Origin of the sequence: Marinobacter sp. (assembly GCF_041984545.1) — a bacterium.
GTDB lineage: Bacteria > Pseudomonadota > Gammaproteobacteria > Pseudomonadales > Oleiphilaceae > Marinobacter.
The window spans coordinates 111743-136721 of record NZ_JBHIXV010000005.1; the positions used below are offsets into that span (position 1 = coordinate 111743).

General features: G+C 60.5%; 22 protein-coding genes and 1 pseudogene. 6 read left to right on the top strand and 17 right to left on the bottom strand.

What is annotated here, in order from left to right; all coding sequences use genetic code 11:
* Positions 1-11: 11 nt before the first annotated feature.
* The 10 genes from tolB to aspS all read right to left on the bottom strand — a co-directional run bounded on the left by tolB (position 12) and on the right by aspS (position 9015).
* Complete coding sequence (gene tolB / locus ACFC20_RS04015) at positions 12-1325, bottom strand: Tol-Pal system beta propeller repeat protein TolB (protein WP_375191882.1); 1314 nt, start codon at positions 1323-1325, stop codon at positions 12-14.
* A gap of 16 nt (positions 1326-1341) precedes the next feature.
* Positions 1342-2343 carry a cell envelope integrity protein TolA gene (gene tolA / locus ACFC20_RS04020; RefSeq protein ID WP_375191916.1) on the bottom strand — a complete coding sequence of 334 codons (1002 nt, stop codon included), beginning with the start codon at positions 2341-2343 and terminating at the stop codon, positions 1342-1344.
* A 79-nt stretch (positions 2344-2422) separates the two neighbouring features.
* Positions 2423-2869 carry a protein TolR gene (gene tolR / locus ACFC20_RS04025; RefSeq protein WP_091985809.1) on the bottom strand — a complete coding sequence of 149 codons (447 nt, stop codon included), beginning with the start codon at positions 2867-2869 and terminating at the stop codon, positions 2423-2425.
* A 34-nt stretch (positions 2870-2903) separates the two neighbouring features.
* Positions 2904-3593 (bottom strand): protein TolQ, encoded by a 690-nt coding sequence (gene tolQ, locus ACFC20_RS04030; protein ID WP_375191883.1) that lies wholly within the window; start codon positions 3591-3593, stop codon positions 2904-2906.
* A gap of 18 nt (positions 3594-3611) precedes the next feature.
* Positions 3612-4058: a tol-pal system-associated acyl-CoA thioesterase gene (ybgC, locus tag ACFC20_RS04035; protein WP_375191884.1), complete on the bottom strand. Its 447-nt coding sequence runs from the start codon at positions 4056-4058 to the stop codon at positions 3612-3614.
* Positions 4051-5082: a Holliday junction branch migration DNA helicase RuvB gene (gene ruvB, locus ACFC20_RS04040; protein WP_375191885.1), complete on the bottom strand. Its 1032-nt coding sequence runs from the start codon at positions 5080-5082 to the stop codon at positions 4051-4053. Before ruvB ends, ybgC begins: the two co-directional genes overlap by 8 nt.
* Positions 5083-5210: 128 nt before the next feature.
* On the bottom strand, positions 5211-5840 hold the full coding sequence (gene ruvA, locus ACFC20_RS04045; protein WP_375191886.1) for a Holliday junction branch migration protein RuvA: 630 nt from the start codon (positions 5838-5840) through the stop codon (positions 5211-5213).
* A 28-nt stretch (positions 5841-5868) separates the two neighbouring features.
* On the bottom strand, positions 5869-6396 hold the full coding sequence (gene ruvC / locus ACFC20_RS04050; protein WP_375191887.1) for a crossover junction endodeoxyribonuclease RuvC: 528 nt from the start codon (positions 6394-6396) through the stop codon (positions 5869-5871).
* An 18-nt stretch (positions 6397-6414) separates the two neighbouring features.
* The gene (locus ACFC20_RS04055) at positions 6415-7158 is read right to left on the bottom strand and encodes a YebC/PmpR family DNA-binding transcriptional regulator (protein ID WP_375191888.1); all 744 of its coding nucleotides are present in this window, start codon (positions 7156-7158) and stop codon (positions 6415-6417) included.
* Positions 7159-7215: 57 nt separating this feature from the next.
* Positions 7216-9015: an aspartate--tRNA ligase gene (gene aspS, locus ACFC20_RS04060; protein WP_375191889.1), complete on the bottom strand. Its 1800-nt coding sequence runs from the start codon at positions 9013-9015 to the stop codon at positions 7216-7218.
* Between the two features lie 336 nt (positions 9016-9351).
* Here aspS and fabR point away from each other — a divergent pair, with 336 nt between their 5' ends.
* Entirely contained in the window at positions 9352-9972 is a 621-nt protein-coding gene (fabR, locus tag ACFC20_RS04065) for an HTH-type transcriptional repressor FabR (protein WP_375191890.1), read from the top strand.
* Between the two features lie 152 nt (positions 9973-10124).
* Here fabR and ACFC20_RS04070 read toward each other — a convergent pair whose 3' ends face one another.
* The 6 genes from ACFC20_RS04070 to guaB form a co-directional block, all read right to left on the bottom strand.
* Positions 10125-10559: an HIT domain-containing protein gene (locus ACFC20_RS04070; protein ID WP_375191891.1), complete on the bottom strand. Its 435-nt coding sequence runs from the start codon at positions 10557-10559 to the stop codon at positions 10125-10127.
* A 14-nt stretch (positions 10560-10573) separates the two neighbouring features.
* Complete coding sequence (locus tag ACFC20_RS04075; RefSeq protein ID WP_375191892.1) at positions 10574-11917, bottom strand: UDP-glucose dehydrogenase family protein; 1344 nt, start codon at positions 11915-11917, stop codon at positions 10574-10576.
* Positions 11918-11971: 54 nt separating this feature from the next.
* On the bottom strand, positions 11972-12967 hold the full coding sequence (gene galE, locus ACFC20_RS04080; protein ID WP_375191893.1) for a UDP-glucose 4-epimerase GalE: 996 nt from the start codon (positions 12965-12967) through the stop codon (positions 11972-11974).
* 8 nt (positions 12968-12975) lie between these two features.
* Positions 12976-13479, bottom strand: a complete 504-nt coding sequence (gene tadA, locus ACFC20_RS04085; protein ID WP_375191894.1) for a tRNA adenosine(34) deaminase TadA — start codon at positions 13477-13479, stop codon at positions 12976-12978.
* A 20-nt stretch (positions 13480-13499) separates the two neighbouring features.
* Positions 13500-15077 carry a glutamine-hydrolyzing GMP synthase gene (gene guaA, locus ACFC20_RS04090; RefSeq protein ID WP_091985836.1) on the bottom strand — a complete coding sequence of 526 codons (1578 nt, stop codon included), beginning with the start codon at positions 15075-15077 and terminating at the stop codon, positions 13500-13502.
* 62 nt (positions 15078-15139) lie between these two features.
* The gene (guaB, locus tag ACFC20_RS04095) at positions 15140-16603 is read right to left on the bottom strand and encodes an IMP dehydrogenase (protein ID WP_375191895.1); all 1464 of its coding nucleotides are present in this window, start codon (positions 16601-16603) and stop codon (positions 15140-15142) included.
* 192 nt (positions 16604-16795) lie between these two features.
* Between guaB and xseA the strand changes: the two genes are divergently transcribed.
* From xseA to ACFC20_RS04110, 3 genes and pseudogenes are all read left to right on the top strand, one after another.
* Entirely contained in the window at positions 16796-18187 is a 1392-nt protein-coding gene (gene xseA, locus ACFC20_RS04100; RefSeq protein ID WP_375183518.1) for an exodeoxyribonuclease VII large subunit, read from the top strand.
* 71 nt (positions 18188-18258) lie between these two features.
* Positions 18259-20151, top strand: a pseudogene (locus ACFC20_RS04105) (propionyl-CoA synthetase); the annotation flags it as partial.
* Between the two features lie 332 nt (positions 20152-20483).
* Positions 20484-20693 carry a cold-shock protein gene (locus tag ACFC20_RS04110; RefSeq protein ID WP_091985846.1) on the top strand — a complete coding sequence of 70 codons (210 nt, stop codon included), beginning with the start codon at positions 20484-20486 and terminating at the stop codon, positions 20691-20693.
* A gap of 95 nt (positions 20694-20788) precedes the next feature.
* Here ACFC20_RS04110 and leuA read toward each other — a convergent pair whose 3' ends face one another.
* On the bottom strand, positions 20789-22483 hold the full coding sequence (gene leuA / locus ACFC20_RS04115) for a 2-isopropylmalate synthase (RefSeq protein ID WP_375191896.1): 1695 nt from the start codon (positions 22481-22483) through the stop codon (positions 20789-20791).
* Positions 22484-22628: 145 nt separating this feature from the next.
* Between leuA and ACFC20_RS04120 the strand changes: the two genes are divergently transcribed.
* Both ACFC20_RS04120 and ACFC20_RS04125 read left to right on the top strand, forming a co-directional pair.
* Positions 22629-23126: an Lrp/AsnC family transcriptional regulator gene (locus tag ACFC20_RS04120; protein ID WP_375191897.1), complete on the top strand. Its 498-nt coding sequence runs from the start codon at positions 22629-22631 to the stop codon at positions 23124-23126.
* A 111-nt stretch (positions 23127-23237) separates the two neighbouring features.
* Entirely contained in the window at positions 23238-24971 is a 1734-nt protein-coding gene (locus ACFC20_RS04125; RefSeq protein WP_375191898.1) for a proline--tRNA ligase, read from the top strand.
* Positions 24972-24979 lie beyond the last annotated feature (8 nt).

Sequence of the window (24979 nt, forward strand, 5' to 3'; positions counted from 1 at the left end):
GTCCCGTGCCATCACCGAACCAATGGCCCCCAGGCCGGCTCACGGACATCACCCTCCGAGGCCGGCAGGCTGTAGGCAGCACCGCCGTCCGCGGAAATGACCGTGAGCACATTCGTCCCGTTCTGCCGCGTTGCGTAAATCAACATGCGGCCATTGGGCGCGACGCTCGGAGACTCATCAGATTCCGTGCGGGTAAGGATGGTTTCCTCCCCGGTTCTCAGATCGGTACGGGCAATGTGAAACGCCCGATCCCGCTGGTGTACATAATAGACATAACGACCCTTGTTATCCGGCCTCGGGCGGGCGTTATACCGGCTGCCGAATGTGATACGCCGGGGCTCGGCGCCGGGGGTCTCCATGTGATAGATCTGCGGCCCGCCGGACCGGTCCGAGGTAAAGAAAATGCCCTCTCCGCTGGCGTCCCAGCTTGCCTCGGTATCAATGGCCCAGTGGTTGGTCAGCTTGGTCAACTGCCGGGTGGCCAGATCCATGCGATAGATTTCCGCATTCCCGTCCTTGGAGAGGGTCATCAGCAGGGATTTGCCATCCTCGGACCAGGCTGGCGCGGAATTCAGCCCCGGAAAATCCGCTACCTTGGTGCGCTTCCCGGTCGCCAGCTCGTGCACAAAGATTACCGGTTTGCCGGTTTCGAACGACACGTAGGCCAGCTTTTCACCATCCGGCGACCAGGCCGGCGACAGAATCGGCTCCTGGCTTTCCAGCCGAATCCTCGCCCGTTTGCCGTCCACGTCGCTGACCTGCAGTCGATAGCGGGGCTTGCCGTTGGCGGTATCCAGGGTCACATACGCCAGCTTGGTAGAGAAGGCACCCGGCACACCGGTGATCGCTTCATAGACCTTGTCGCTGATGTGGTGCGCCAGAGACCGGACGTTGGACACCGGTGCCGCGGCGGTCTCGCCGAGAATCCGCTCCTCGCGGTTCACATCAAACAGTTCATAGCGGGCCTGAACCCGATCGGCGCTGCGGGTAAGACTGCCCACCAGAACGTAGCGCTGGCCGAGCAGGCGCCAGTCGCGAAAGAAGACGTCCTCTCGCCTGGACGGGAGACTCAGCATTTTTTCCGGTGGCAGGGTACGGAATTCTCCCGTCATGGTCAGATCTGACTGAACGATACTGCTCACCTTGTCGCCCGGGGGCATCTGACCAGACTCAGCAAAAGGCACCACGGCTACCGGAATGGCCGACCCGGCGCCTTCGGTAATCCGGATCAACAGTTCCGCCCGAGCACCGCCAGCCGTCGCAACACCCAGCACGAGCACGGTGAACAGGGTTATCAATGGTTTCTGCCAACTCCAAACCTTCATGGTGTCATCCATCTCGTTATCGGTTCATCCTGCGCGGATTGAACTCAATCGTGAACTGTCGGAAATACCGCTCAAAGGTGTCCCTGTTGTCCGGAATCGGATAGCGATTCAGGGAGCGCACCGCGCTGAGCGCAGAATTATCAAAAGCGGTATTGCCACTGCTTCCGACCAGCCGGACACCTGCCAGTTCACCGGTGGGCAGAAGGGTAATCTGAAGCCGCGCCGTCATCTCTTCCGTGGCCGATGAGGGCGGATACCAGGCCTGACTCAATCGCTCCCGGATCAGCGCCTGATATTTCTCGCTCTCCGAGAGCATTTGCGCCTCTCTGGCCTTCGCGGCGGCTGCTTCCTGCTGACGCCGGGCTTCTGCCTCGCGAGCCTGCCGTGCGGCCTCTGCCTGGGCCTCCAACTGCTGTTCCCGGAGCTTGCGTTCTGCTTCCAGCCGTTTGCGCTCGGCTTCCTGGCGCGCCAGCTCCTCCTGCCGTTTGCGCTCCGCTTCTTCCCGTCGGCGCTGCTCTTCCTGACGCCGCTTTTCCTCTTCAGCCTTGCGGCGCGCCTCTTCCTGGCGTCGTTTCTCTTCCTCCGCCTTCTGTCGGGCACGCTCCTTGGCCTCGGCTTCCGCTTTCTGACGCGCGGCTTCCTCGGCTTTCGCTTTGGCTGCCTCACGGGCCTTCGCCTCGGCTTCCTGACGCTCCCGCTCTTTCTGCTGTTCCAGGCGCTTCTGCTCTTCCTGGCGCTTCAGCTCCTCCTGCCGTTTCTGCTCGGCAATGCGGCGCGCTTCCTCTTCTTTGCGCTTGCGTTCGGCTTCCTGCTGCTTGCGCTGCTCCTCGGCCTTGCGTTCATCCTCACGCTGCTGCTCGTTGTTCGGTTCCAGAACCGGACTTGGCTCAGGCTCCTGCTGAGTGATCAGCCGTGCAGCAATGCTTCTGGGCGGGGGTTCATGATCCGGGCTGGTCCAGGACCAGCCCGCCAGAGCAACGCCCAGAATGAGCAGGTGCAGGGTCACCGATATGGCCACCGGAGATTTCCAGGGTGGCTGCCCGGTTGTTATGACCTCGCGCTGGTGATCTTTCACAAAAACCCCGCCCGCACCGCTGTCACTTTTCGTTTCCGGGTGATTCTGTAATCAGACCGATGCTGCTCGCTCCGGCCCCCTGCAGCTCGGCCATGAGTCGAACCACCGTGCCGTATTCCACATGCTCGTCTCCACGCACCAGAATTTCGCTGGAGGTCCGCTGTGACAGAATCTTCGCAACCCGGTCACGAAGCTCCCCGAGCGACATGGGATCACTGCCCTCGTCACCCACCTCCACGTAGTAGGCGCCATTGGCGTCCACCGAGACGATGATCGACTCAACGTTCTTGTCGGGCTGGATCGGATCCGACGTGGTCTCCGGCAAATCCACCTTCACACCCTGCGTCAGCATTGGTGCCGTAACCATGAAAATAACCAGCAGCACCAGCATGACATCAATGTACGGAACCACGTTGATTTCCGACATTGGCTTGCGCTTGTGCTGGGGCATCATACCCATGCCTTTCATACGGTTTTGCTCCTGACCCTGTATCCCTGCCCCATCAGGCTGCGCCCTTTTCGCTCTGATGCACCCGACGATGCAGAATGCTGGAAAACTCGTCGGCAAAGGTTTCGTAGTTCTTGAGCAAGGCGTCCGACATAGCGGAGAAGCGGTTGTAGGCAATCACTGCAGGAATGGCCGCGAACAGGCCCATCGCTGTGGCAATCAATGCCTCGGAAATACCGGGGGCCACCGTTGCCAGGGTTGCCTGCTGCACCTGGGCCAGCCCCCGGAAGGAGTTCATAATGCCCCAGACCGTGCCAAACAGACCGATGTAGGGACTGGTGGAGCCCACCGTCGCCAGGAATGGCAGGTGCGTTTCCAGACGCTCCTGCTCCCGTGAGAAGGCCACCCGCATGGCACGCTGGGTGCCCTCCATGACCGCGTCCGCGTCGCGGCTCTGCTGGCGAAGCCTGGAAAACTCCTTGAAGCCGGCACGAAACAGCGATTCCATGCCAGAGAAGGGTGTCGGCTCGGCATTCACTTCACGGTACAGCTGCCCAAGGTCCATGCCCGACCAGAAACGCTCCTCGAAGGCCAGTTGTGCCTGCCGGGCTTTCCGGAACACCTGAAGGCGCTGGAAGATCAGGGCCCAGGAAATCACGGACGCCAGGAGTAACAGCAGCATCACCAGCTGCACGAGAACCCCGGCATTTGCAATCAGGTACCAGACTGAAAGTTCTGAATCCACTTCTTACTCCTGGCTCGCTCAGTTATTGGTGTTTTCAGGCCGCGCATTGTCGGCCAGCAACGCCTGCATGCTGTCGGGCAGCCGGCGGGGACGCCCGCTGTCCAGGGCGACACAGGCAACCCGCACCTGCCCATCGCACAACAGAGTCCGGTCGCCGGCCCGCAGGACCCGCTGCCGGAAATCCATCCATACCCGGCCAAAATTCACCGGCTCGGCAGTCACCAGCAGTTCGTCGTCCAGCTTTGCCGGCACTGCATAATGCAGGGTCAGCCGCTGCACCACGTAGCTGATGTTGTCTGCCAGACCTGCGCGGAGACTGACGCCGCAACTGCGTACCCACTCGGTGCGCGCCCGCTCCATGTAATGCAGGTACTTGGCGTGAAATACGATGCCGCCGGCATCGGTGTCCTCGATGTACACCCTGACCGGCAGTTCAAAGCTCGCGCCTGGGGACTGATCAGCCAAAGAGATCCTCCTCTTTGCCCGACCTGGGCGGCACCACGCCGAAATGCTGGTAGGCGTTCGATGTCACCATGCGCCCGCGGGGAGTTCGCACCATGTAACCCTGCTGAATCAGAAAGGGTTCCAGTACATCTTCAATGGTGCCACGTTCTTCACTGATGGCGGCGGCAAGACTTTCCACCCCTACCGGGCCGCCATCGAATTTTTCGATCATGGCCAGAAGAAGACGCCGGTCCATATGATCGAATCCCTGGTTGTCTACCTTCAGCATGTTCAGGGCCTGGTCTGCAATGTCGGCACTGATATGGCCATCGGACCGGACTTCGGCAAAATCGCGAACCCGGCGCAACAGGCGGTTGGCTATTCGTGGAGTCCCCCGGGAACGTCGGGCAATCTCAAAGGCCCCGGCCTCGTCGATCGCCACCGACGACAACCGCGCAGACCGCATGATGATGCTGGTGAGATCGGCGGTGTTGTAGAACTCCAGCCGCTGGACGATCCCGAAACGGTCGCGAAGAGGCGAGGTAAGCAGACCCGCCCGGGTAGTGGCACCAACCAGGGTGAAGGGAGGCAGATCGAGCTTGATCGAACGGGCCGCCGGCCCCTCACCGATCATGATGTCCAGCTGGTAATCTTCCATGGCCGGGTAGAGGACTTCCTCCACTGCCGCACTCAGTCGATGGATCTCGTCGATGAAGAGAACATCGCCCTCTTCGAGGTTGGTCAGCATGGCCGCCAGGTCGCCGGCTTTCTCGAGAACCGGGCCCGAGGTGGTCTTGATGGACACACCCATCTCGTTGGCGATGATGTTCGCGAGCGTGGTTTTACCAAGGCCGGGCGGCCCGAAGATCAGCACGTGGTCCAGGGCCTCCTGGCGCCCACGGGCCGCAGAGATGAAGATATCCATCTGCTCCCGGACCGTTGGCTGCCCCACGTACTCCGTCAACAGCGTCGGCCGGATGGCCCTGTCCTGGACTTCCTCGTATTCACCGGCCCGGGCCGAAATCAACCGGTCGGATTCAATCATGGCATCACCCATTGGTTGGGAATCAACATCGTGCCTGACTACCCCTGAATTGCAGCTTGCCCCAATTGTACAAAGGGCTATGCGGGTGTCACGTTACGCTCTCTACAGATTCGCGACAGGTAGCGGGCTCAGGCCGGGATCATGTTTCGCAGCGCGAGGCGAATGAGGGTTTCACTGCTCATGCCCTCTTCCGACACCTTACTGATCGCCTTGGCGGCTTCCTGGGGCTTGTACCCCAGCGCGATCAGGGCCGCCTCGGCTTCCTCGGTGGCTGAAGCCCCGCGGGATGCTGCGATCTCCGGCTGCTGGCCCGCACCCGCCGCTTCCGGCGACATTGGCACAAATTGCCCTTCAAGTTGCCCTATCCGGTCTGCCATTTCAATAAGAAGCCGCTCGGCGGTTTTCTTGCCGACACCGGGCAGCTTGACGAGCGACGCCGAGTCGCGGCTTTCGACACAGCGAATGAACTGTTGGGCATCAAGCCCGGAGAGAATACCCACGGCAAGTTTCGGCCCTACCCCGTTCACCTTGATCAGCAGGCGGAACAGGTCCCGGTCGAGTCGGGACGCAAAGCCATACAGGCTCTGGGCATCCTCACGAACCGCAAAGTGGGTGTGGAGGGTGACTTCCTGTCCCGTTTCGGGCAGGTGGAAGAAAGTGGTGTAAGGAATATCGACCTCGTAACCGAGGCCAGCGCATTCAACCAGCGCCTGCCCGGGAGCTTTCTCAACCAGTACACCTCGGATACGACCAATCAAGGGACTACTCCTTTTTCAGGTAAGCTGCTTATGAATGCCGCACGCGCCCGCTGCGAACTTTTCCGGAGCCACTGGCCACCCTGAGGATACTCTGGCTCATATGGGCATGACACAGGGCAATGGCCAGGGCATCGGCGGCGTCGGCCTGGGGCTTGCGCGAGAGGGACAGCAGTGCCTGCACCATGTGCTGCACCTGGGACTTGTCAGCCCCGCCCTTGCCAACCACCGCCTGCTTCACCTGCCGTGCCGAGTACTCGTGCACCGCCAGGCCACTGTTGGCGGCACTGACAATCGCCGCGCCCCGGGCCTGGCCGAGCTTGAGGGCGGAGTCCGGATTGCGCGCCATGAACACCTGCTCGATGGCGAACTGTTCCGGCCGGTATTCCCCAATCAGTGTGGCAAGGCTCTGGAAGATGGTCTGCAGGCGTTCGGCCATGGGCTTTTCACCAACCCGGATGCAACCGCTGTCGATGTACTCGATCAAACGGCCCTCGGCCCGGATGATGCCATAGCCGGTGATCCGTGATCCGGGATCGACACCCAGGATGATTGCCACGTCAGTCGTCCAGTCCGGTCACAGCGACTCCATGATCTCGGCGGAGATATGGGCGTTGTGGTACACATTCTGGACGTCGTCCAGATCCTCGAGCATGTCGATCAGCTTGAGGGTGGTTTCAGCGCCGTCCCGATCCAGTTCAACGCGGGTGGACGGCACCATGGTTACCTCGGCGTTATCGGGAATCAGCCCGGCTCCGGTCAGTGATTCCTTCACGTCCAGGTACTCTTCCGGCGTAGTGACAATCTCGTAGGAGCCATCTTCCTGCTCCTGCAGATCCTCGGCGCCCGCCTCCAGGGCGGCTTCCATAAGCCGGTCGCCGTCGGTTTCCGGACTGTAGCTGATGATGCCCTGCTTGCTGAAAAGATAGGCTACCGACCCATCGGTGCCGAGGTTACCGCCAAACTTGTTGAAGGCATGACGAACTTCGGCAACGGTACGGTTCTTGTTGTCGGTCATGGCCTCGACAAACACGGCTACGCCACCTGGCCCGTAGCCTTCGTAAGTCAGCTCTTCGTAGTTGCTGTCGTCACCACCGCCTGCGCCGCGCTCAATCGCCCGCTCGATGGTGTCTTTCTTCATGTTGGCGGTCAGAGCCTTGTCGACCACGGCCCGCAGACGGGGATTGTCGTTGGGATCGCCGCCGCCAAGACGGGCGGCAACGGTCAGTTCCCGGATGATTTTGGTGAAGATCTTGCCCCGCTTGGCGTCCTGTGCCGCCTTGCGGTGCTTGATGTTGGCCCATTTGCTGTGACCAGCCATGCGAACCTCCGTCCATCGTCCGGGGAGCGGATGGGACCCGCTCCCGGCGCCCAGAATTTACTCGGTACCCTCAGCCTTGTTGCCGTCTGCCGCTTTCGCCGAACGGCGCAGGCGGATGTGCAACTCGCGAAGCTGCTTCTCGTCTACCTCACCCGGCGCCTGGGTCATCAGACAGGTGGCACTCTGGGTTTTCGGGAAGGCAATGACATCGCGAATAGAGGTGGCGCCGGTCATCAGCATCACCAGACGGTCGAGGCCGAAGGCCAGGCCACCGTGCGGCGGGCAACCGAACTTGAGTGCGTCGAGCAGGAATCCGAACTTGGCCCGGGCCTCTTCCTCGCCAATGCCAAGAATACGGAACACCGCTTCCTGCATTTTTTCGTTGTGGATACGGATGGAGCCACCGCCCAGCTCGGTGCCGTTGAGCACCATGTCATAGGCCCGGGACAATGCATTGGCCGGATCCGCAGCCAGCTCTTCCGGGCTGCACGAAGGCGCAGTGAACGGGTGGTGGATGGCGGTCAGGCTGCCATCCGGCAACTCTTCGAACATCGGGAAGTCCACCACCCACATGGGCGCCCATTCGGACGTGAGCATGTCCAGATCGTGGCCGACCTTGATGCGCAAGGCACCCAGGGCTTCGTTCACCACGGTGGCTTTGTCGGCACCAAAGAACACGATGTCACCATCTTCTGCCCCGACCCGCTCCATCATCGCCATGGCGACATCATCACCCAGGAACTTGACGATGGGCGACTGCAGGCCTTCCACGCCCTTGGCCAGCTCGTTCACCTTGATATAGGCCAGACCCTTGGCGCCATAGATGCCAACAAACTTTGTATAGTCATCAATCTGCTTGCGGGTCAGCTCACTGCCTTTCGGCACACGCAGGGCCGCCACGCGGCCCTTGGGATCTTTGGCGGGGCCGGCGAACACCTTGAAGTCGACGTTTTCGACAAGATCACCCACATCCAGCAGTTCCAGCGGAATCCGCAGGTCCGGTTTGTCACTGCCGTAACGGCGCATGGCTTCGGCGTACGGCATGCGCGGGAACTCCGGCAGCTCCACGTCCAGCACATCCTTGAACAGGGAGCGCACCATGTCCTCGTTCAGGTTCATCAGGGTTTCTTCGTCAATGAAGGACGCCTCGATGTCCACCTGGGTAAATTCGGGCTGCCGGTCAGCGCGCAGGTCTTCGTCCCGGAAACACTTGGCAATCTGGTAATAGCGATCAACGCCGGACACCATCAGCAACTGCTTGAACAGCTGCGGGGACTGCGGCAGTGCGAAAAAGGAGCCTTCATGGGTACGGCTGGGCACCAGGTAGTCACGGGCACCTTCCGGGGTGGCCCGGGTCAGAATGGGCGTTTCCACGTCCATAAAGCCGCGGCTGTCCAGGAAGTTACGGATGTAGCTGGTGACCCGGGACCGGAAGCGAAGCCGGTTGAGCATCTCCGGCCGGCGCAGATCAACAAAGCGGTAGCGCAGACGAACATCCTCGCCTACGTCCACGTGTTCATCCAGCGGGAACGGAGGCGTGGCGGCGGCATTGAGGATGGTCAGTTCCTTGCCGAGCAATTCAACCTGCCCGGTCGGCATGTTGTTGTTCTCGGTGCCCGCAGGGCGACGACGTACACGACCAGTCACCTTGATGACGAATTCGCTGCGCACCTTCTCTGCCAGCGTAAAGCTCTCGGGGGTGTCGGGATCAACCACCACCTGAGACATGCCGTCCCGATCCCGCAGATCCAGGAAGATAACCCCACCGTGGTCTCGGCGGCGGTGTACCCATCCGCAAAGCGTGACTTCCTGATCGATGTGGGATTCGTTGATCCCACCGCAATAGTGACTGCGCATACCGGTTCCCGTGTTCTGAATGTGTTCGTTTATTCGTGGCGTCTGGGCAAGCTGGTGGGGATGGCTTTCCGAAACCGTGCGGAGCCATGGATGGCGGAGCCGAGCGTACACGGACGTATTCACAGCGTGTTTCGGAAAGCCATCCCCACCGGCTTGCTTGCACCCACTCTGAGGCCGCTTGTAAATGTCAGCGACCATAGCGGAAAAGCCGCCCATTATAAACACAATTACCCCGAAAATCAGGCGTGGAACCGGGTAAATTGGCGGCCAGGGTGACTGACGTAGTCCGGGCAGCTAGAATGCTGATTTTAAACGGCACAGGCAGGGAGTTTTACCTTGGCGACCAGAGCGGAGCAGAAACTGAAAACCCGGCGGGCGTTGATGGATGCAGCGCTTTCGCAGCTGAGTGCCGACCGGGGGTTTGGCAGCCTCAGTTTGCGGGAAGTGGCCCGTGAGGCCGGGATAGCTCCAACCTCGTTTTACCGCCATTTTGCCGAGCTCGATGAGCTTGGCCTGGCCCTTGTGGACGAAGGGGGCGTTGCCCTGCGCCAATTGATGCGCCAGGCCCGCAAGCGGATTGCCCGGGACGGCAGCGCCATCTCCACCTCGGTGGACACCTTTATGGAGTATCTGGGCAACAACGCCAACCTGTTCCGTCTCATGCTCCGTGAACGCACAGGGGTGTCCAAACCCTTCCGAACCGCAGTCAAGGCCGAGATCGACCATTTTGCCACCGAACTGGCCGACGACCTCAAGCGCTTCGCGGACGAGAAGAACAAGCCGCTTTCTGATCCCAAGGTGGTGGCCGAAGCCATGGTAACGCTGGTGTTCAATCAGGGGGCCGAGGCACTGGACTGCACGCCGAGGGAGCGGGAAGAGCTCAAGACCAAGCTGAAGGCGGAACTGCGGATGATTCTGGTGGGCTCACAGACCATGGCATCTCGCCAGGCGTCATGAATCTGTAGATTTTTTTTGGAACCTTTCTGGACAAACCCCGTGTCAGGCAGTGGAAGACGATACACTTCCTATTGTTGAGTCGTTGCCTGATACGGCAGCATTGTGCCCGCCCCACTGGCGGGCTTTTTTATGCCCGGCTCAGATTTGCCCGTTCAGCTGCCCAACCGCAGGCGGGAGAGGACAGGTTCCAGACGCCCCCGTACCTCAGCCAGACCTTCGTCCGTGTAAGCCACCGGCGCCTGTTTCCCCCATACCGGGCCCGGCCACGCCGGGTCACCCTCGAAGCGCACAATGTGATGAAGGTGGAGCTGCGGCACCATGTTACCGAGGGCGGCCACGTTCATCTTGTGCCCGCCAAACACGTCCATCATGGCCTTACTCAGAACCGATGACTCCGTCAGCAACTGGTGCTGATCCTGCTCAGGCAACTGGTAGATTTCACGAATGTCCGGCATTGCCGGCACCAACAGCACCCAGGGCCAGGTCCGGTCGTTCATGAGCCGGATCTCGCAGAGCGGCGTCGAACCCAGCTGGAGGGTGTCCGCCTGAAGCCGTTCGTGAAGTCGGAATTCCGTTGATCTGGGCATGAAACCTCCAGCTGTTAAACCGCGTGGAACTGGTTGCGGCCCCGGCCGATGGCGTAGTAGATCAGACCATAACGCTCCAGCATTTCCGGCTCGTAAAGGTTGCGGCCATCGAACACCACGGGCTCCTGCAGTGCCGCCGCGATGGACTGGAAGTCCGGGGAACGGAATTCCTTCCATTCGGTACAGATTGCCAGCACGTCCGCTCCCTTGAGCGCCTGCTCCTTGGTGCCGCACAGTGTCAGCCCGGCCTGGTCCGGATACAGACGCTGAGTCTCTTCCATGGCTTCCGGATCAAAGGCCTGAACCGTGGCGCCCGCCTTCCAGAGGTCTTCCATCAGCGTTCTGGAGGAGGCTTCACGCATATCATCGGTATTGGGCTTGAAAGCAAGCCCCCAGAGCGCCACGACCTTGCCGTTCAGCTCGCCGCCAAAGTAGTGGCTGATCTTGTCGAACAGCACGTGCTTCTGGGCATAGTTCACGGATTCCACGGCATTGAGCAGTTGCGCCTCGTAACCGCAAGCACTGGCGGTGCGCGCCAGGGCCTGTACGTCCTTGGGGAAACAGGAACCGCCGTAGCCGCAGCCCGGGTAAATGAAGTGATAGCCGATGCGCGGATCGGAACCGATGCCGCGACGGACCGCTTCGATATCGGCACCCAGGCGCTCCGCCAGGTTGGCGATCTCGTTCATGAAGCTGATCTTGGTGGCCAGCATGGAGTTGGCGGCGTACTTGGTCAGCTCAGCGGAGCGGACATCCATGAAGATCATGCGATCATGGTTGCGGTTGAACGGGTAGTAAACCTCCCGCAGCAGTTCCGCGGCACGATCGCTGTCGGTTCCCACAATAATCCGGTCCGGCTTCATGAAATCGTTGATCGCCGCACCTTCCTTGAGAAACTCGGGGTTGGAGACCACGTCGAAATCCAGTTCCAGACCACGACGGTCGAGCTCCGCTCGCACGGCTGCCCTTACCCGATCGCCGGTGCCGACCGGGACCGTGGATTTGTCGACCACCACCTTGTAGTCCGTCATGTGCTCACCAATGGCCCGGGCCACGGCGGTCACGTACTGCAGATCCGCCGAACCGTCCTCGTCCGGTGGAGTGCCAACGGCAATAAATTGTAATGCACCGTGGCGCACCGCTTCCTCGGTGTCTGTGGTGAAGGCGAGACGCCCCGCCTCAACCGTATGCTTCACGATGGTCTCAAGGCCCGGCTCGTAGATGGGAATCTGCCCGTTCTTAAGCTTGTCGATCTTGCCCTGGTCAACATCCATGCACAGAACGTGGTGGCCCACATCCGCCAGGCAGGCACCAGTGACCAGGCCCACGTATCCGGTACCAAAAATCGTTATTTTCATCCTTTAAATCCCGATAGCGAGTCAGACAGTAAGATGATGCTGAGGGTCAGCAAGTCATTCGTTGTGCTCGGCCTTTTTCTTTTGCCAGAGCGCTTCCCAGGCCAGCGCGGTACCCACGATCGTATCCAGGTCGTCGTAATCGGGGGTCCAGCCAAGGGTCTCCCGAATGCGCGTGTTATCTGCCATCAACGCCTCCGGATCGCCGGCTCTTCGCGCGGTTTCGGTGACCGGAAAGTCGACGCCGGATTTCCGCTTGACCACATCGATCACCTCGCGAACCGTGAATCCACGACCGTAGCCACAGTTCAGAACCTTCGAGCTGCCGCCCTCGGCCATGTAGTCAAGGGCCATCACATGGGCCTTGGCCAGGTCCTCCACATGGATGTAATCGCGAATACAGGTGCCATCCCGGGTATCGTAATCGGTACCGAACACGCTCATGCCTTCACGCTGGCCGGTCACGCACTCGCAGGCCACCTTGATCAGGTGAGTGGCTTCCGGCGTCGCCTGCCCCAGCAGACCGTCCGGATTGGCACCGGCCACGTTGAAGTACCTCAGGATCACGTAATTGAGGCCTGATGCCGCCGCCAGGTCCATGATCATCCGCTCACTCATCATTTTGGAGGCACCGTACGGATTGATCGGCGCAAGCGGCAGGTCCTCGGCGAGCACGGTCTGCTCCGGCATCCCGTACACAGCCGCCGTAGAGGAAAACACCATATAGGGCACGCCGTGGGCCTGTACGGCTTTGAGCAGGTTCAGGGTATTGCGGGTGTTATTACCGTAGTATTTCAGGGGATTGGCTACCGACTCCGGCACCACGATGTTGGCTGCGAAATGCAGTACTGCCTCGAATTGGTGACGGGAGAACAGGGCTTCGAGGGCGGACTCGTCGGCCAGATCCCCCACCACCAGCTCACCGGCTGTAACCGCCCATCGATAGCCGGTGGACAGATTATCAAAAACCACGATGTCGTGGCCGGCCTCGCCGAGCTGACGCACCACGTGGCTGCCGATATAACCGGCGCCGCCGGTAACCAGGACTTTCATGGGTGTCTCTACTCCTTCCCTGAAGGTTGTTGGCGACGCCGCCGGATTTCCGCCCGACGCCGACTGAAAAACGCGCTGATGGTCTGGCTGCACTCATCGGCCAGTACGCCACCGGTGGGTTCTACCTGCCAGTTCAGGTGCGGCTCTTCCAGCGTGCGCCGGGCAGACTCCACAGCGCCAGCCTTGGGCTCAGACGCACCGTAAACCAATCGACTGATTCGGGCATGGACAATAGCGCCCACGCACATGGTACAGGGCTCGAGCGTAACGTAAAGCGTGGCGCCCGGCAGCCGGTAGTTGCCAACCCGGGCGCCGGCGTCGCGCAGGGCCCGAATCTCGGCATGGGCCGTGGGATCACAGCCGGAGATAGGCGCATTGAAGCCGGCGCCAACTTCCCTGCCGTCCAGCACCACTACCGCGCCAACCGGCACCTCACCCGCGCCGGCCGCTTCCTCGGCCAGAGCCAGCGCCCGCCGCATCCAACGCTCATCTTCCGCCGTTATTTCAGACATCGGGCAGGCTTACCTGGCCGTTATTCCCACTCGATTGTTGCCGGCGGCTTGGAGGACACATCGTAGGTGACCCGGGAGACACCGGTGATTTCATTGATGATTCTGTTGGACACCGTTTCAAGCAGCTCATACGGGAGATGTGCCCATCGCGCCGTCATGAAATCGATGGTTTCGACCGCTCTCAGGGCGACCACGTATTCGTAGCGGCGCGCATCACCAACCACGCCCACCGACTTGACCGGCAGGAATACGGCAAACGCCTGGCTGGTCTTGTGGTACAGGTCGGCACGGTGCAGCTCTTCGAGGAAGATGGCATCGGCCCGGCGCAGGATGTCGGCGTACTCCTTTTTCACTTCGCCGAGAATGCGTACACCCAGGCCCGGTCCGGGGAACGGGTGCCGGTATACCATGTCGTAGGGCAGCCCCAGCTCCAGGCCAATCCGGCGCACCTCGTCCTTGAACAGCTCACGCAGAGGCTCTACCAGTTTCATTTTCATGGTTTCCGGCAGCCCGCCGACGTTGTGATGGGACTTGATCACGTGGGCCTTGCCGGTTTTGGACGCGGCGGATTCAATCACGTCCGGATAGATGGTGCCCTGGGCCAGCCAGTTCACGTCCTTGATGTTGGCCGCCTCGTCATCGAAGACATCAATGAAGGTATTGCCGATGATCTTGCGCTTCTGCTCGGGATCGCTGATGCCTTTGAGCTTGGACAGGAACAGGTCTTCCGCGTCCACCCGGATAACCTTGACACCCATGTTGCTGGCAAACATGTCCATGACCTGGTCGCCCTCGTGCAGGCGCAGCAGGCCGTTGTCCACGAACACACAGGTAAGCTGGTCGCCGATGGCCCGATGCAGCAGTGCCGCGGTCACCGAGGAGTCCACGCCCCCGGAAAGACCCAGCAGCACTTTGTCGCCGCCTACCTGATCGCGAATCTGCTGAACGGCATCATCGACGATCTTCGCCGGCGTCCACAGTGCCTCACACTGGCAGATGTTGAGGACAAAATGTTCCAGAATGCGCTTGCCCTGGAGTGTGTGAGTCACCTCCGGGTGGAACTGTACGCCGTAGAGGTTGCGGCTGACGTCCTGCATGGCCGCGATGGGCGCGCTCTCGGTAGACGCCAGAAGTTCGAAGCCCTCGGGCATGGCCACCACCTTGTCGCCGTGGCTCATCCACACATCCAGCAGGGATTCACCGGCCGGTGTCAGGTGATCCGTAATGTCTGCCAGCAGCGGCCCCTTGGCCCGAACCTTCACCTGGGCGTAGCCAAACTCACGCTTCTCGGAACTGGCCACCCGGCCTCCGAGCTGCTCGGCCATGGTCTGCATGCCGTAACAGATGCCCAGAATCGGGATGTTGCGATCAAACAGGCCCTCAGGGGCCCGGGGGCCGCCCAGCTGGGTAACCGACTCAGGTCCACCGGCCAGCACAATCCCCTTGGGATTGAATTCGTTGAGCTCCTCATCGCTGATATCAAACGCCTTGATCTCGCAGTAAACGCCGATTTCCCGAACTCTGCGCGCAATCAACTGGGTGTACTGGGAACCGAAATCAAGAATCAGGATACGGTGATCGTGAATGTTCTGGGCCATGGAATCCTCGGAGCTGAATAAACAACGCGGCCCTCCTGGGGCCGCGTCTGGTCTGGCTGTGATTAACCGATACGGTAGTTGGGCGCTTCTTTGGTGATCGTCACATCGTGAACGTGGCTTTCACGCATGCCGGCGTTGGTGATGCGTACAAATTCCGGCTTGGTGCGCATCTCCTCCATGGTGGCGCTTCCGGTGTAGCCCATTGCCGCCCGCAGGCCGCCCACCAACTGGTGAACGATGTTGCGCATCGGACCCTTGCAGGCCACCCGGCCTTCAATACCCTCAGGAACAAGCTTTTCGATACCCTTGCTGGCGTCCTGGAAGTAGCGGTCACTGGAGCCTTGCCCCATGGCACCGATCGACCCCATGCCACGGTAGGCCTTGTAGCTTCGACCCTGGAACAGCTCCACTTCGCCGGGTGCTTCGTCGGTACCGGCCAGCAGACTACCAATCATGACGCTGTGGGCGCCGGCGGCAATAGCCTTGGCAATGTCACCGGAGAACCGGATGCCGCCATCGGCAATCAACGGCACGCCACGGTCCTTCAGCGCCGCCGCCACGTTGGAGACCGCGGAGATCTGGGGCACGCCGATACCCGCAACGATGCGGGTGGTACAGATTGAGCCGGGTCCAATTCCTACCTTCACCGCGTCGGCTCCCGCATCCGCGAGGGCAAGCGCCGCGTGGGAGGTCGCGATGTTGCCACCGATTACCTGAACGTCCGGATAGTTTTCCTTGATCCAGCGCACGCGATCAATCACACCACGGGAGTGGCCGTGTGCGGTATCCACCACGATCACGTCGACACCTGCTTCCGCCAGCGCTCGAACGCGGGCCTCGGTGTCGCCACCGGTGCTGACCGCGGCACCAACGCGCAGTCGGCCCTGATCGTCCTTACAGGCCAGCGGGTAATCCTTGGCCTTCTGGATGTCCTTGACCGTAATCAGGCCGCGCAGCTCAAAATTATCGTTAACCACCAGCACCTTTTCGATCCGGTGCCGGTGCAGCAGTTCTTTGACGTCATCAAGGCTGGCACCCTCACGGACGGTAACCAGTTTCTCTTTGGGGGTCATGATGTCCCGAACCAGCGTGTCCATGCGGCTTTCGAACCGGATGTCACGACCGGTCACGATCCCTACCAGGTCGTGACCATCCACCACCGGCAGACCAGAGATGCTGTTGGCCATGGTGATATCCACCAGTTCCCGCACGGTGGTGTCCGGGGAAACGGTGATCGGGTCCTTCACCACGCCACTCTCGAATTTCTTGACCTTGCGAACCGCTGCCGCCTGTTGCTCCACGGTCATGTTCTTGTGCATGATGCCGATTCCGCCTTCCTGAGCCATGGCAATGGCCAGTTCCGATTCGGTGACCGTGTCCATCGCGGAAGACAGCAGGGGAATATTGAGCGTGATACCCTTGGTCAGCTGGGTCTGCAGACTGACCTGGTGAGGGAGCACTTCCGAGTAACCGGGAACCAGCAGAACGTCATCGAATGTGAGGGCTTCTTCGGCAATTCGCAGCATTGGGATCCGCCTTTTGAACGTGCTAAGTTTGGAATTTCCATGCCATGCCCGCGGCGGCACAGCAGAGCAAAATCCTTAATCGATCTATTATAAAGGTGTGCTCGGGGACAGTAAACCGCACAGTTTTGAAGGTTCGATTGCATCTTTTTGAAATTCCGCTATTTTTAACCTCCTATTTTTCGGCTATTGCGTATGTATAACGATGGAGCAGGACCGGCGACCTCCCCCATGCAGGATACCCGTCCCCGGGCATTGAGCGTCAGCGAGCTGAACCACCAGGCCAGGCACCTTCTGGAGTCGAGTTTCATGCAAGTGTGGGTTGAGGGAGAACTGTCCGGTTTTTCCCGCCCATCGTCGGGCCACTGGTATTTCTCCCTCAAAGACCGCAAATGCCAGGTTCGTTGCGCCATGTTCCGCGGCATGAACCAGCGCATACGCACCCTGCCGAAAGAAGGAGACCAGATACGGATTCGCGGTAAGGTAACGCTCTACGAGAACCGGGGCGACTTCCAGATCATTGTCGAGCATCTGGAACCCGCGGGTCTCGGGGCGTTGCAACAGGCGTTCGAGGAGCTCAAGCGCAAACTGCTGTCCGAAGGCCTGTTCGAGCAGGCCCGGAAGAAGCCCATACCGGCCCTGCCCCGCCACATTGGCGTGGTGACGTCACCCACGGGTGCGGCCATCCACGACATTCTCACGGTGCTCGCCAGGCGCTGCCCCGCCATCCCGGTGACACTCTACCCCACGGCCGTTCAGGGCAAGGCGGCAACGGCGGAGATTGCGCGCGCGATTGCCTCGGCACAGCAACACGGGGTTGCCGATGTCCTGATCATCGGCCGGGGCGGCGGCTCCCTTGAGGATCTCTGGTGCTTCAACGAAGAGGCTGTCGCCCGGGCCATTGCGGACTGCACCATTCCCACCGTGAGCGCCGTCGGCCACGAGGTGGACGTGACCATCGCCGATTTCGTCGCCGACCTTCGGGCCCCCACGCCCTCGGCGGCGGCAGAAAAGATCTCGCCCGATCAGTCAACCTGGCTGAAACAGCTCGATGAACGGGGGGTGCGCCTGGTCAATGCCTTCAACCTCAACCTCAAGCGCCTGGGTACCCGACTTGACCATCTGGCTGCCCGCCTTAGGGACCCCAGACGGGAACTCCTGGAGAAGGCCCAGCGCATGGATGACCTGGAGCTCCGACTCAGCAAAGCCATCCGTCAGCGCCTCGGGAGTGCGGGCGTGACATCAGAGCATCTTCATCAACGCCTGTTCATGCAATCGCCACGTCGCCAGCTCGTGGCAGGCCAGGAAGCTGTCCAGAGACTCGGGGAACGCTTGACGGATGCCATCGGGCAAAGCCTGAAACACCGTCGTCGCAGCCTCGAGCACTCGGCACAGACCCTCCACGTGGTGAGTCCCCTGGCCACGCTCGGCCGGGGCTATGCCATCGTCCGCAACGGAGACGGCGACATCGTGCGCGATGCCGAGACGGTTGCACCTGGCGAGCGGGTATCTGCCCGGGTCGCCAGAGGCGAAATAACGGCGGAAGTGATCTCCGTCAAATGCATGACCACAAACCCGCCAGACTAAGCCTATGGTCTACTAGTCCGTGCGCTCAAACGGCCTAAAGTTGTGAGAAAACGCATCACAACAACAATAGGCAGGATGAGGTGGAATGTATGGACTACCACTCAGAATTTCGGCGTTCGATCGACAATCCGGAAGATTTCTGGCGCGAACAGGCCAACCAGATCGACTGGATTGAGCCGCCGAAAACCATCTGGAAACCAACCGATAACGGCCATGGACAGTGGTTCCCGGACGGCACCCTCAACTCCTGTGATGTCGCTCTGGATGCCAACATACGCGCGGGCCGGGGTGACCAGAAGGCCCTGATCTACGATTCCCCCGTTACCGGAAACCAGCGTTCCTACACCTATAACGAACTGACCACCGAAGTGGCACGGGTCGCTGGAGCCCTGACGGACCGGGGCATTACCAAGGGCGACCGCGTTATCATCTACATGCCAATGATCCCTGAGGCGGTCATGGCCATGCTCGCCTGTGCAAGGATTGGTGCCATCCATTCCGTGGTGTTCGGTGGCTTTGCCGCCCACGAACTGGCCGTGCGCATTGACGATGCGACCCCAAAAGCCGTGATCACCGCCTCCTGTGGCATCGAAGTGGCCCGGGTGATTGAGTATAAACCGCTGGTGGACAAGGCCATCGAACAGGCCCGACACAAGCCCGAAACCTGCATTGTGTTCCAGCGACCGCAGGTACAGGCCAGCCTGCAGACCGGCCGGGATCACGACTGGCAGGAGCTGATGGCAGTCGCACGACCCGTGGACCCGGTGCCGGTGAAAGCCACCGATCCGCTTTATATCCTCTACACCTCCGGCACCACCGGTAAGCCCAAGGGCGTGGTCAGGGACAATGGCGGCCATGCCGTGGCACTCAACTACAGCATGAAACTGGTCTACGACGCCAAACCTGGCGATGTCTACTGGGCCGCCTCCGATGTTGGCTGGGTGGTCGGCCACAGCTACATCGTCTATGCCCCGCTGTTCGCGGGCTGCACCAGCATCCTGTACGAGGGCAAACCGGTTAAAACGCCCGACGCCGGCGCCTTCTGGCGAGTGGTTCAGGATCACAAGGTGAACATGCTGTTTACCGCACCAACCGCTTTCCGGGCTGTCCGCAAGGAGGATCCCGAAGCCGACCAGCTGTCGCGCTACGACATCAGCTCCCTGAAACGACTGTTCCTTGCCGGCGAACGCCTGGATCCGGCCACCTACGAGTGGCTCAAGGAACACACCGGGCTGCCTGTGCTCGACCACTGGTGGCAGACCGAGACCGGATGGGCCATCTGCTGCAACCCGGTCGGCATTGAACTGATGACCACCAAACCGGGCTCGGCCACGTTCCCCTCTCCCGGCTTTGATGTCCAGGTAGTCGACGCCAGCGGCCGCGAGATGCCTGCCGGCGAACAAGGGCAAATTGCGGTCAAGCTGCCACTGCCGCCCGGCTGCATGATGACGGTCTGGGCCGACGACGAGCGTTTCCGGCGCACCTACCTTGAACCGATTCCCGGCTTCTACAGCTCCGGAGACGGTGGCTTTATTGATGAGGACGGTTATGTGTTTGTTATGGGCCGGACAGACGACGTCATCAACGTGGCAGGCCACCGGCTGTCGACCGGAGAAATGGAAGAGGTCGTCGCTTCCCATCCTGCGGTCGCGGAATGCTGCGTGGTGGGCGCGCAGGACGACATGAAGGGCCAGGTGCCCGTGGGCCTCGTTCTGATCAAGGACGGTGCCACCATCAACCACGACGAGCTGGAAGACGAACTGGTGGAGATGGTCCGCGACCGGATCGGCGCCATCGCCTGTTTCCGTCGCGCCCTGGTGGTTGAAAGACTGCCAAAGACCCGCTCTGGCAAGATTCTGCGGCGAGTCATTCGCCAGATCGCCGACGGCGAGGACTACACCGTACCCAGCACCATTGACGACCCCGCCATCCTGGAAGAAATCAGCGAGCAGTTCCGCCGCTGAGGTTGCCAACGAACCACCGGCCCGCCCGAGCTCCACATCGGGCCGGGCCACGCCGTTCCTGGAGCCCCAAGCCCTTGTTTTTGAGCTATTTTAAAACCTGCATCGGCGGTGCAAAAATTTCGTTGACGCCCCCCAAAGTCGGTCTATACTGAAATTGCTGTGAAAATACAGCGGTATTTGGTGAATGCGTTACAACGTCCTGCCGAAGTGCTCTTCGTTGCCCCTTCCCTCAGTACTCTCTGGTATTTCTCAGCAATGATTCGCCTTTGGGTGTGTCCCGAGGCGTATTGAAGGTCCCGTGAGGGCAAATTACAGGAAGACAGGAAAGATCAATGTCCGAAACTAAAACTGGCCACGTGAAGTGGTTTAACGAGTCCAAAGGCTTTGGCTTTATCGCCCAGGACGGTGGCAGTGACGTCTTTGTTCACTACAGTGCAATCAATGCCAGTGGCTTCCGTACCCTGACCGAAGGTCAGCAGGTACAGTTCACGGTAACCCAGGGCCCGAAAGGTCCCCAGGCGGAAAACGTAACCCCGGTCTGAGCCAGGGTCAGGTTTCTGCCCTTTGCCCCTCACGGGCATCGGAAAACCAACAAGCCGGCGACTTGCCGGCTTGTGTCGTTTCTGGGCCCCGGTTATCAGGCCCCCTCGGTCTCAGCCGCCCTGGAGGTAGCCGGCATCTCGGTGCCCACCGCCTGAGCCACCGCCGAGAACAGCGCCTGCAGTGTCGCCGACGTGGTGTCCTCAGCCAACGCAGCAGCGCTGCACAAACGACCGTTGGCGTTCAGGCGGATACAGGCCAGAGCGTTGGCATTGGTGCCCTCACCCAGGGCAAACTCGTCGTACGCCTCTACAGCAATGGTAATGCCAAACCTCTGCTCCAACGCTTCTGACACTGCCTCCACGGCACCCAGACCGCGCCCTTCCAGGCGAATCGGGCGGGCCTCTCGACCAACCACCACTTCCGCCCGCACACCGTCCTCATCCCGGTGCAGGTCGTAGGAGGTCAGGGCCCAGTCCGCATGCACCTTGAGGTAGCGCTCTTCGAACAGCCGGTGAATGGTGAGGGAGTCGATCTCACCACCATTGGTCTCGGCCTCTCGCTGCACCACCTTGCTGAATTCAATCTGAAGCCAGCGCGGCAGGCTGATGTCGTAGTCCCGCTCCAGCACATAGGCCACACCACCCTTGCCCGACTGGCTGTTGATGCGCACCACTTCCTCATAACGCCGGCCAACATCAAAGGGGTCGATGGGCAGATAGGCCACGTTCCAGACCTCGCCCTCCTTGCGACGCGCCAGGCACTTGCGAATGGCATCCTGATGGCTGCCTGAGAACGCGGTGAACACCAGCTCGCCGGCGTAGGGATGGCGCGGATGCGTCGAGATTTCCGTGCAGGCCTCGACCACTTCGGTGATCTCGGCCATGCCGGACAGGTCCAGGGTCGGGTCAATGCCCTGGGAGTAGAGGTTCATGGCCATGGTGACCAGGTCCATGTTGCCGGTGCGCTCGCCGTTACCCATCAGCGTACCTTCCACCCGGTCGGCGCCGGCCATTACTGCCAGTTCGGCGGCCGCCACCGCACAGCCCCGGTCGTTATGGGTATGGACACTGATACTGATGTGCTCCCGACGCTTGATGTTGTCGCAGATCCACTCGATCTGGTCGGCGAAAACATTCGGAGTCGCCATTTCCACGGTGGCCGGCAGATTGATAATCATCGGTTGGCCTTCCTCGGGCCGCCAGACATCGCTGACCGCATCAATCACTTCCGCCGCAAAGTCCAATTCGGTACCAGTGAAGCTCTCGGGGGAATACTGGAAGGTCCACTCGGTTTCCGGATGACGGGCGGCAATCTCTTTCACCAGCTTCGCGCCATTCACGGCAATGTCACGGATGCCGTCACGGTCGAGGCCGAATACCTGTTCACGCTGCACCGTCGAGGTCGAGTTGTACACGTGCACGATGGCCTTGCGGGCGCCGGCCAGCGCTTCGTAGGTGCGCTCAATCAATTCCGGCCGCGCCTGGGTCAGCACCTGGATCTTGACGTCCTCGGGGATCCGGTTTTCCTCAATCAGCTTCCGACAGAAATCAAAGTCCGGCTGACTGGCCGCCGGAAATCCGATTTCGATCTCCTTGAAGCCCAGCTTAACCAGCAAATCGAACATCCGCTGCTTCTGGGCCACCGTCATGGGCTTTACCAGAGCCTGGTTGCCATCGCGAAGGTCCACTGCACAGAAGGTCGGTGCTTTCTCGATAACCTTATCCGGCCAGCGACGGTCGGTTTTGGCAACAGGTTTGAACGCAACGTATTTGCGGTGATCGAACGCCATGATGGTGATTCCTTGCGGTTTTCCGGATGAAATACTCAATGCCTACAGCTTAACGCAAAGAAAACGGTATTTGTTTGCGAAATAAGCCATGCAAGACTATTTTATTGATACAAAATTGCCCGATAAAATTATTTAGAGACACACTATGGCGCAAAATCAGAAAACACTCGTTAAGATTGACAATCTTGACCGGAAAATTCTCGCCCAGGTGCAGAAAGACGGATCGCTGACCAACCAGGAACTGGCAGAAAAAGTTGGGCTGTCACCCTCGCCCTGCCTGCGCCGGGTTCGCGCCCTGCAGGAAGCGGGCATCATCGTCCGTACCGTAACGATCCTGGACCACAAGAAGCTGGGTCTGTCCCTGACCGCCATCATCCTGATTGGCATGGACCGGCATACCCCCGAGCGTTTTGCCGCCTTCGAGGAGCAGGTGGCCGAGTATCCAGAGGTTCAGGAGTGCTACCTGATTACCGGCCAGGACGCCGACTACATGCTCAAGGTGGTGGTGCCGGACATGGACCACTATCACCACTTTCTGCTCAACCGGATTACCCGAATCCAGGGGGTGAGCGGTGTGCATTCCAGCTTCGTGCTGCGCCGGGTGATCGACAGTACCGCCCTGCCCCTGGGCTATCTGTCCTGACCGGGTACCTGAACGCTGGCGGACTCCGCTTGCCATCTGTACCTTCCCGGACAGGCTCCGTACAATACGGGCCACTCAGAGTTGAATGCCAACTGACAAACGGAAAACACGATGCGAGCTAGCCGCTACCTGATTGCCACCCAGAAAGAAACACCGGCCGATGCCGAGATTATCAGTCATCAGCTGATGCTACGGGCCGGGATGATCCGGAAACTGGCCGCCGGCCTCTACACCTGGCTACCGATGGGGCTTCGTACCCTGCGCAAGGTCGAGCGGATTGTGCGGGAGGAAATGGACAAGAGCGGCGCCCAGGAAGTGCTGATGCCGGCCGTTCAGCCCGCCGAACTGTGGCAGGAATCCGGACGTTGGACCCAGTACGGTGGCGAGCTGCTGCGCATGAACGACCGCCACGGTCGCGACTTCTGCTTCGGACCCACGCACGAGGAAGTCATCACCGACCTGATCCGCAACGAGCTCAAAAGCTACAAGGAACTGCCCGCCAACTTCTACCAGATCCAGACCAAATTCCGCGACGAGCGGCGGCCCAGATTTGGTGTAATGCGGGCCCGGGAGTTCATCATGAAGGATGCCTATTCCTTCCACCTGAACGCCGAGTCCCTGGATGAGACCTACCAGGTCATGCACCGCACCTATTGCGCCATTTTTGATCGCCTGGGGCTTGAGTACCGCCCGGTCCAGGCGGATTCCGGCGCGATCGGCGGCAGCGCCTCCCACGAGTTCCACGTGCTTGCCTCCTCCGGCGAGGACGACATCGTATTCAGCACCGACAGCGACTATGCCGCCAACATCGAGAAAGCCGAAGCGGTCGCTCCGGCCGGTGACCGCCCGGCACCCAGCGAAACCATGCAAGACGCGGCAACGCCGGACCAACGCACCATTGAGTCCGTCGCCACGCTCCTCAACGTTGACGCAACCCGCACCGTGAAAACCCTCCTGGTGAAGGGAGAGGCGGATGAAAACGGGCAGGCCGGCCTGGTGGCACTGGTTCTTCGCGGCGACCACACCCTGAACGAGATCAAGGCGGAAAATCTGGCCGGCGTAGCCGAGCCGCTGACCATGGCCACCGATGAAGAGATCGAAAAGGCGGTCGGCTGCAAAGCCGGCTCCATCGGCCCGGTCAACCTGCCCGTGCCCGTGATCGTGGATCGCAGCGCCGCACACCTGGCAGACTTTGTCTGCGGCGCCAACCGCGACGGCTATCACCTCACCGGCGTCAACTGGGAGCGTGACGTTGCCATTGACCGGGTCGAAGACCTGCGTAACGTGGTGGAAGGCGACCCGAGCCCGGACGGCAAGGGCACCCTCGAGATCCGCCGTGGCATTGAAGTGGGCCACATCTTCAAACTCGGCAACAAGTACAGTACCGCCATGAATGCCACCGTGCTGGATGAGAACGGCAAGAGCGTGGTCATGGACATGGGCTGCTACGGCATTGGCGTTTCCCGCATTGTGGCAGCGTCCATTGAGCAGAACCACGACGACAAAGGCATCATCTGGCCGGATGCGATCGCCCCCTTCCAGGTGGCCATTGTTACCCTGAACGCTCACAAGTCTCCGACGGTAGCCGAGGCGGGCGAGAAGCTGTACGAGCAGTTGCGCCAGGCGGGATACGATGTACTGCTGGACGACCGCAACGAACGCCCGGGCGTGAAATTTGCCGATATGGAACTGATTGGTATCCCGCACCGCTTTGTGGTGTCTGATCGCGGCCTCGCTGCCGGCACCCTCGAGTACAAGGGACGCCGGGACGAGGAAAAACAGGATGTGCCGGTGGCCGAGGCGCTGCCCTTCCTGATTAATGCCTCACCCAGAAAAGGCCTCTAAGCCAGGAA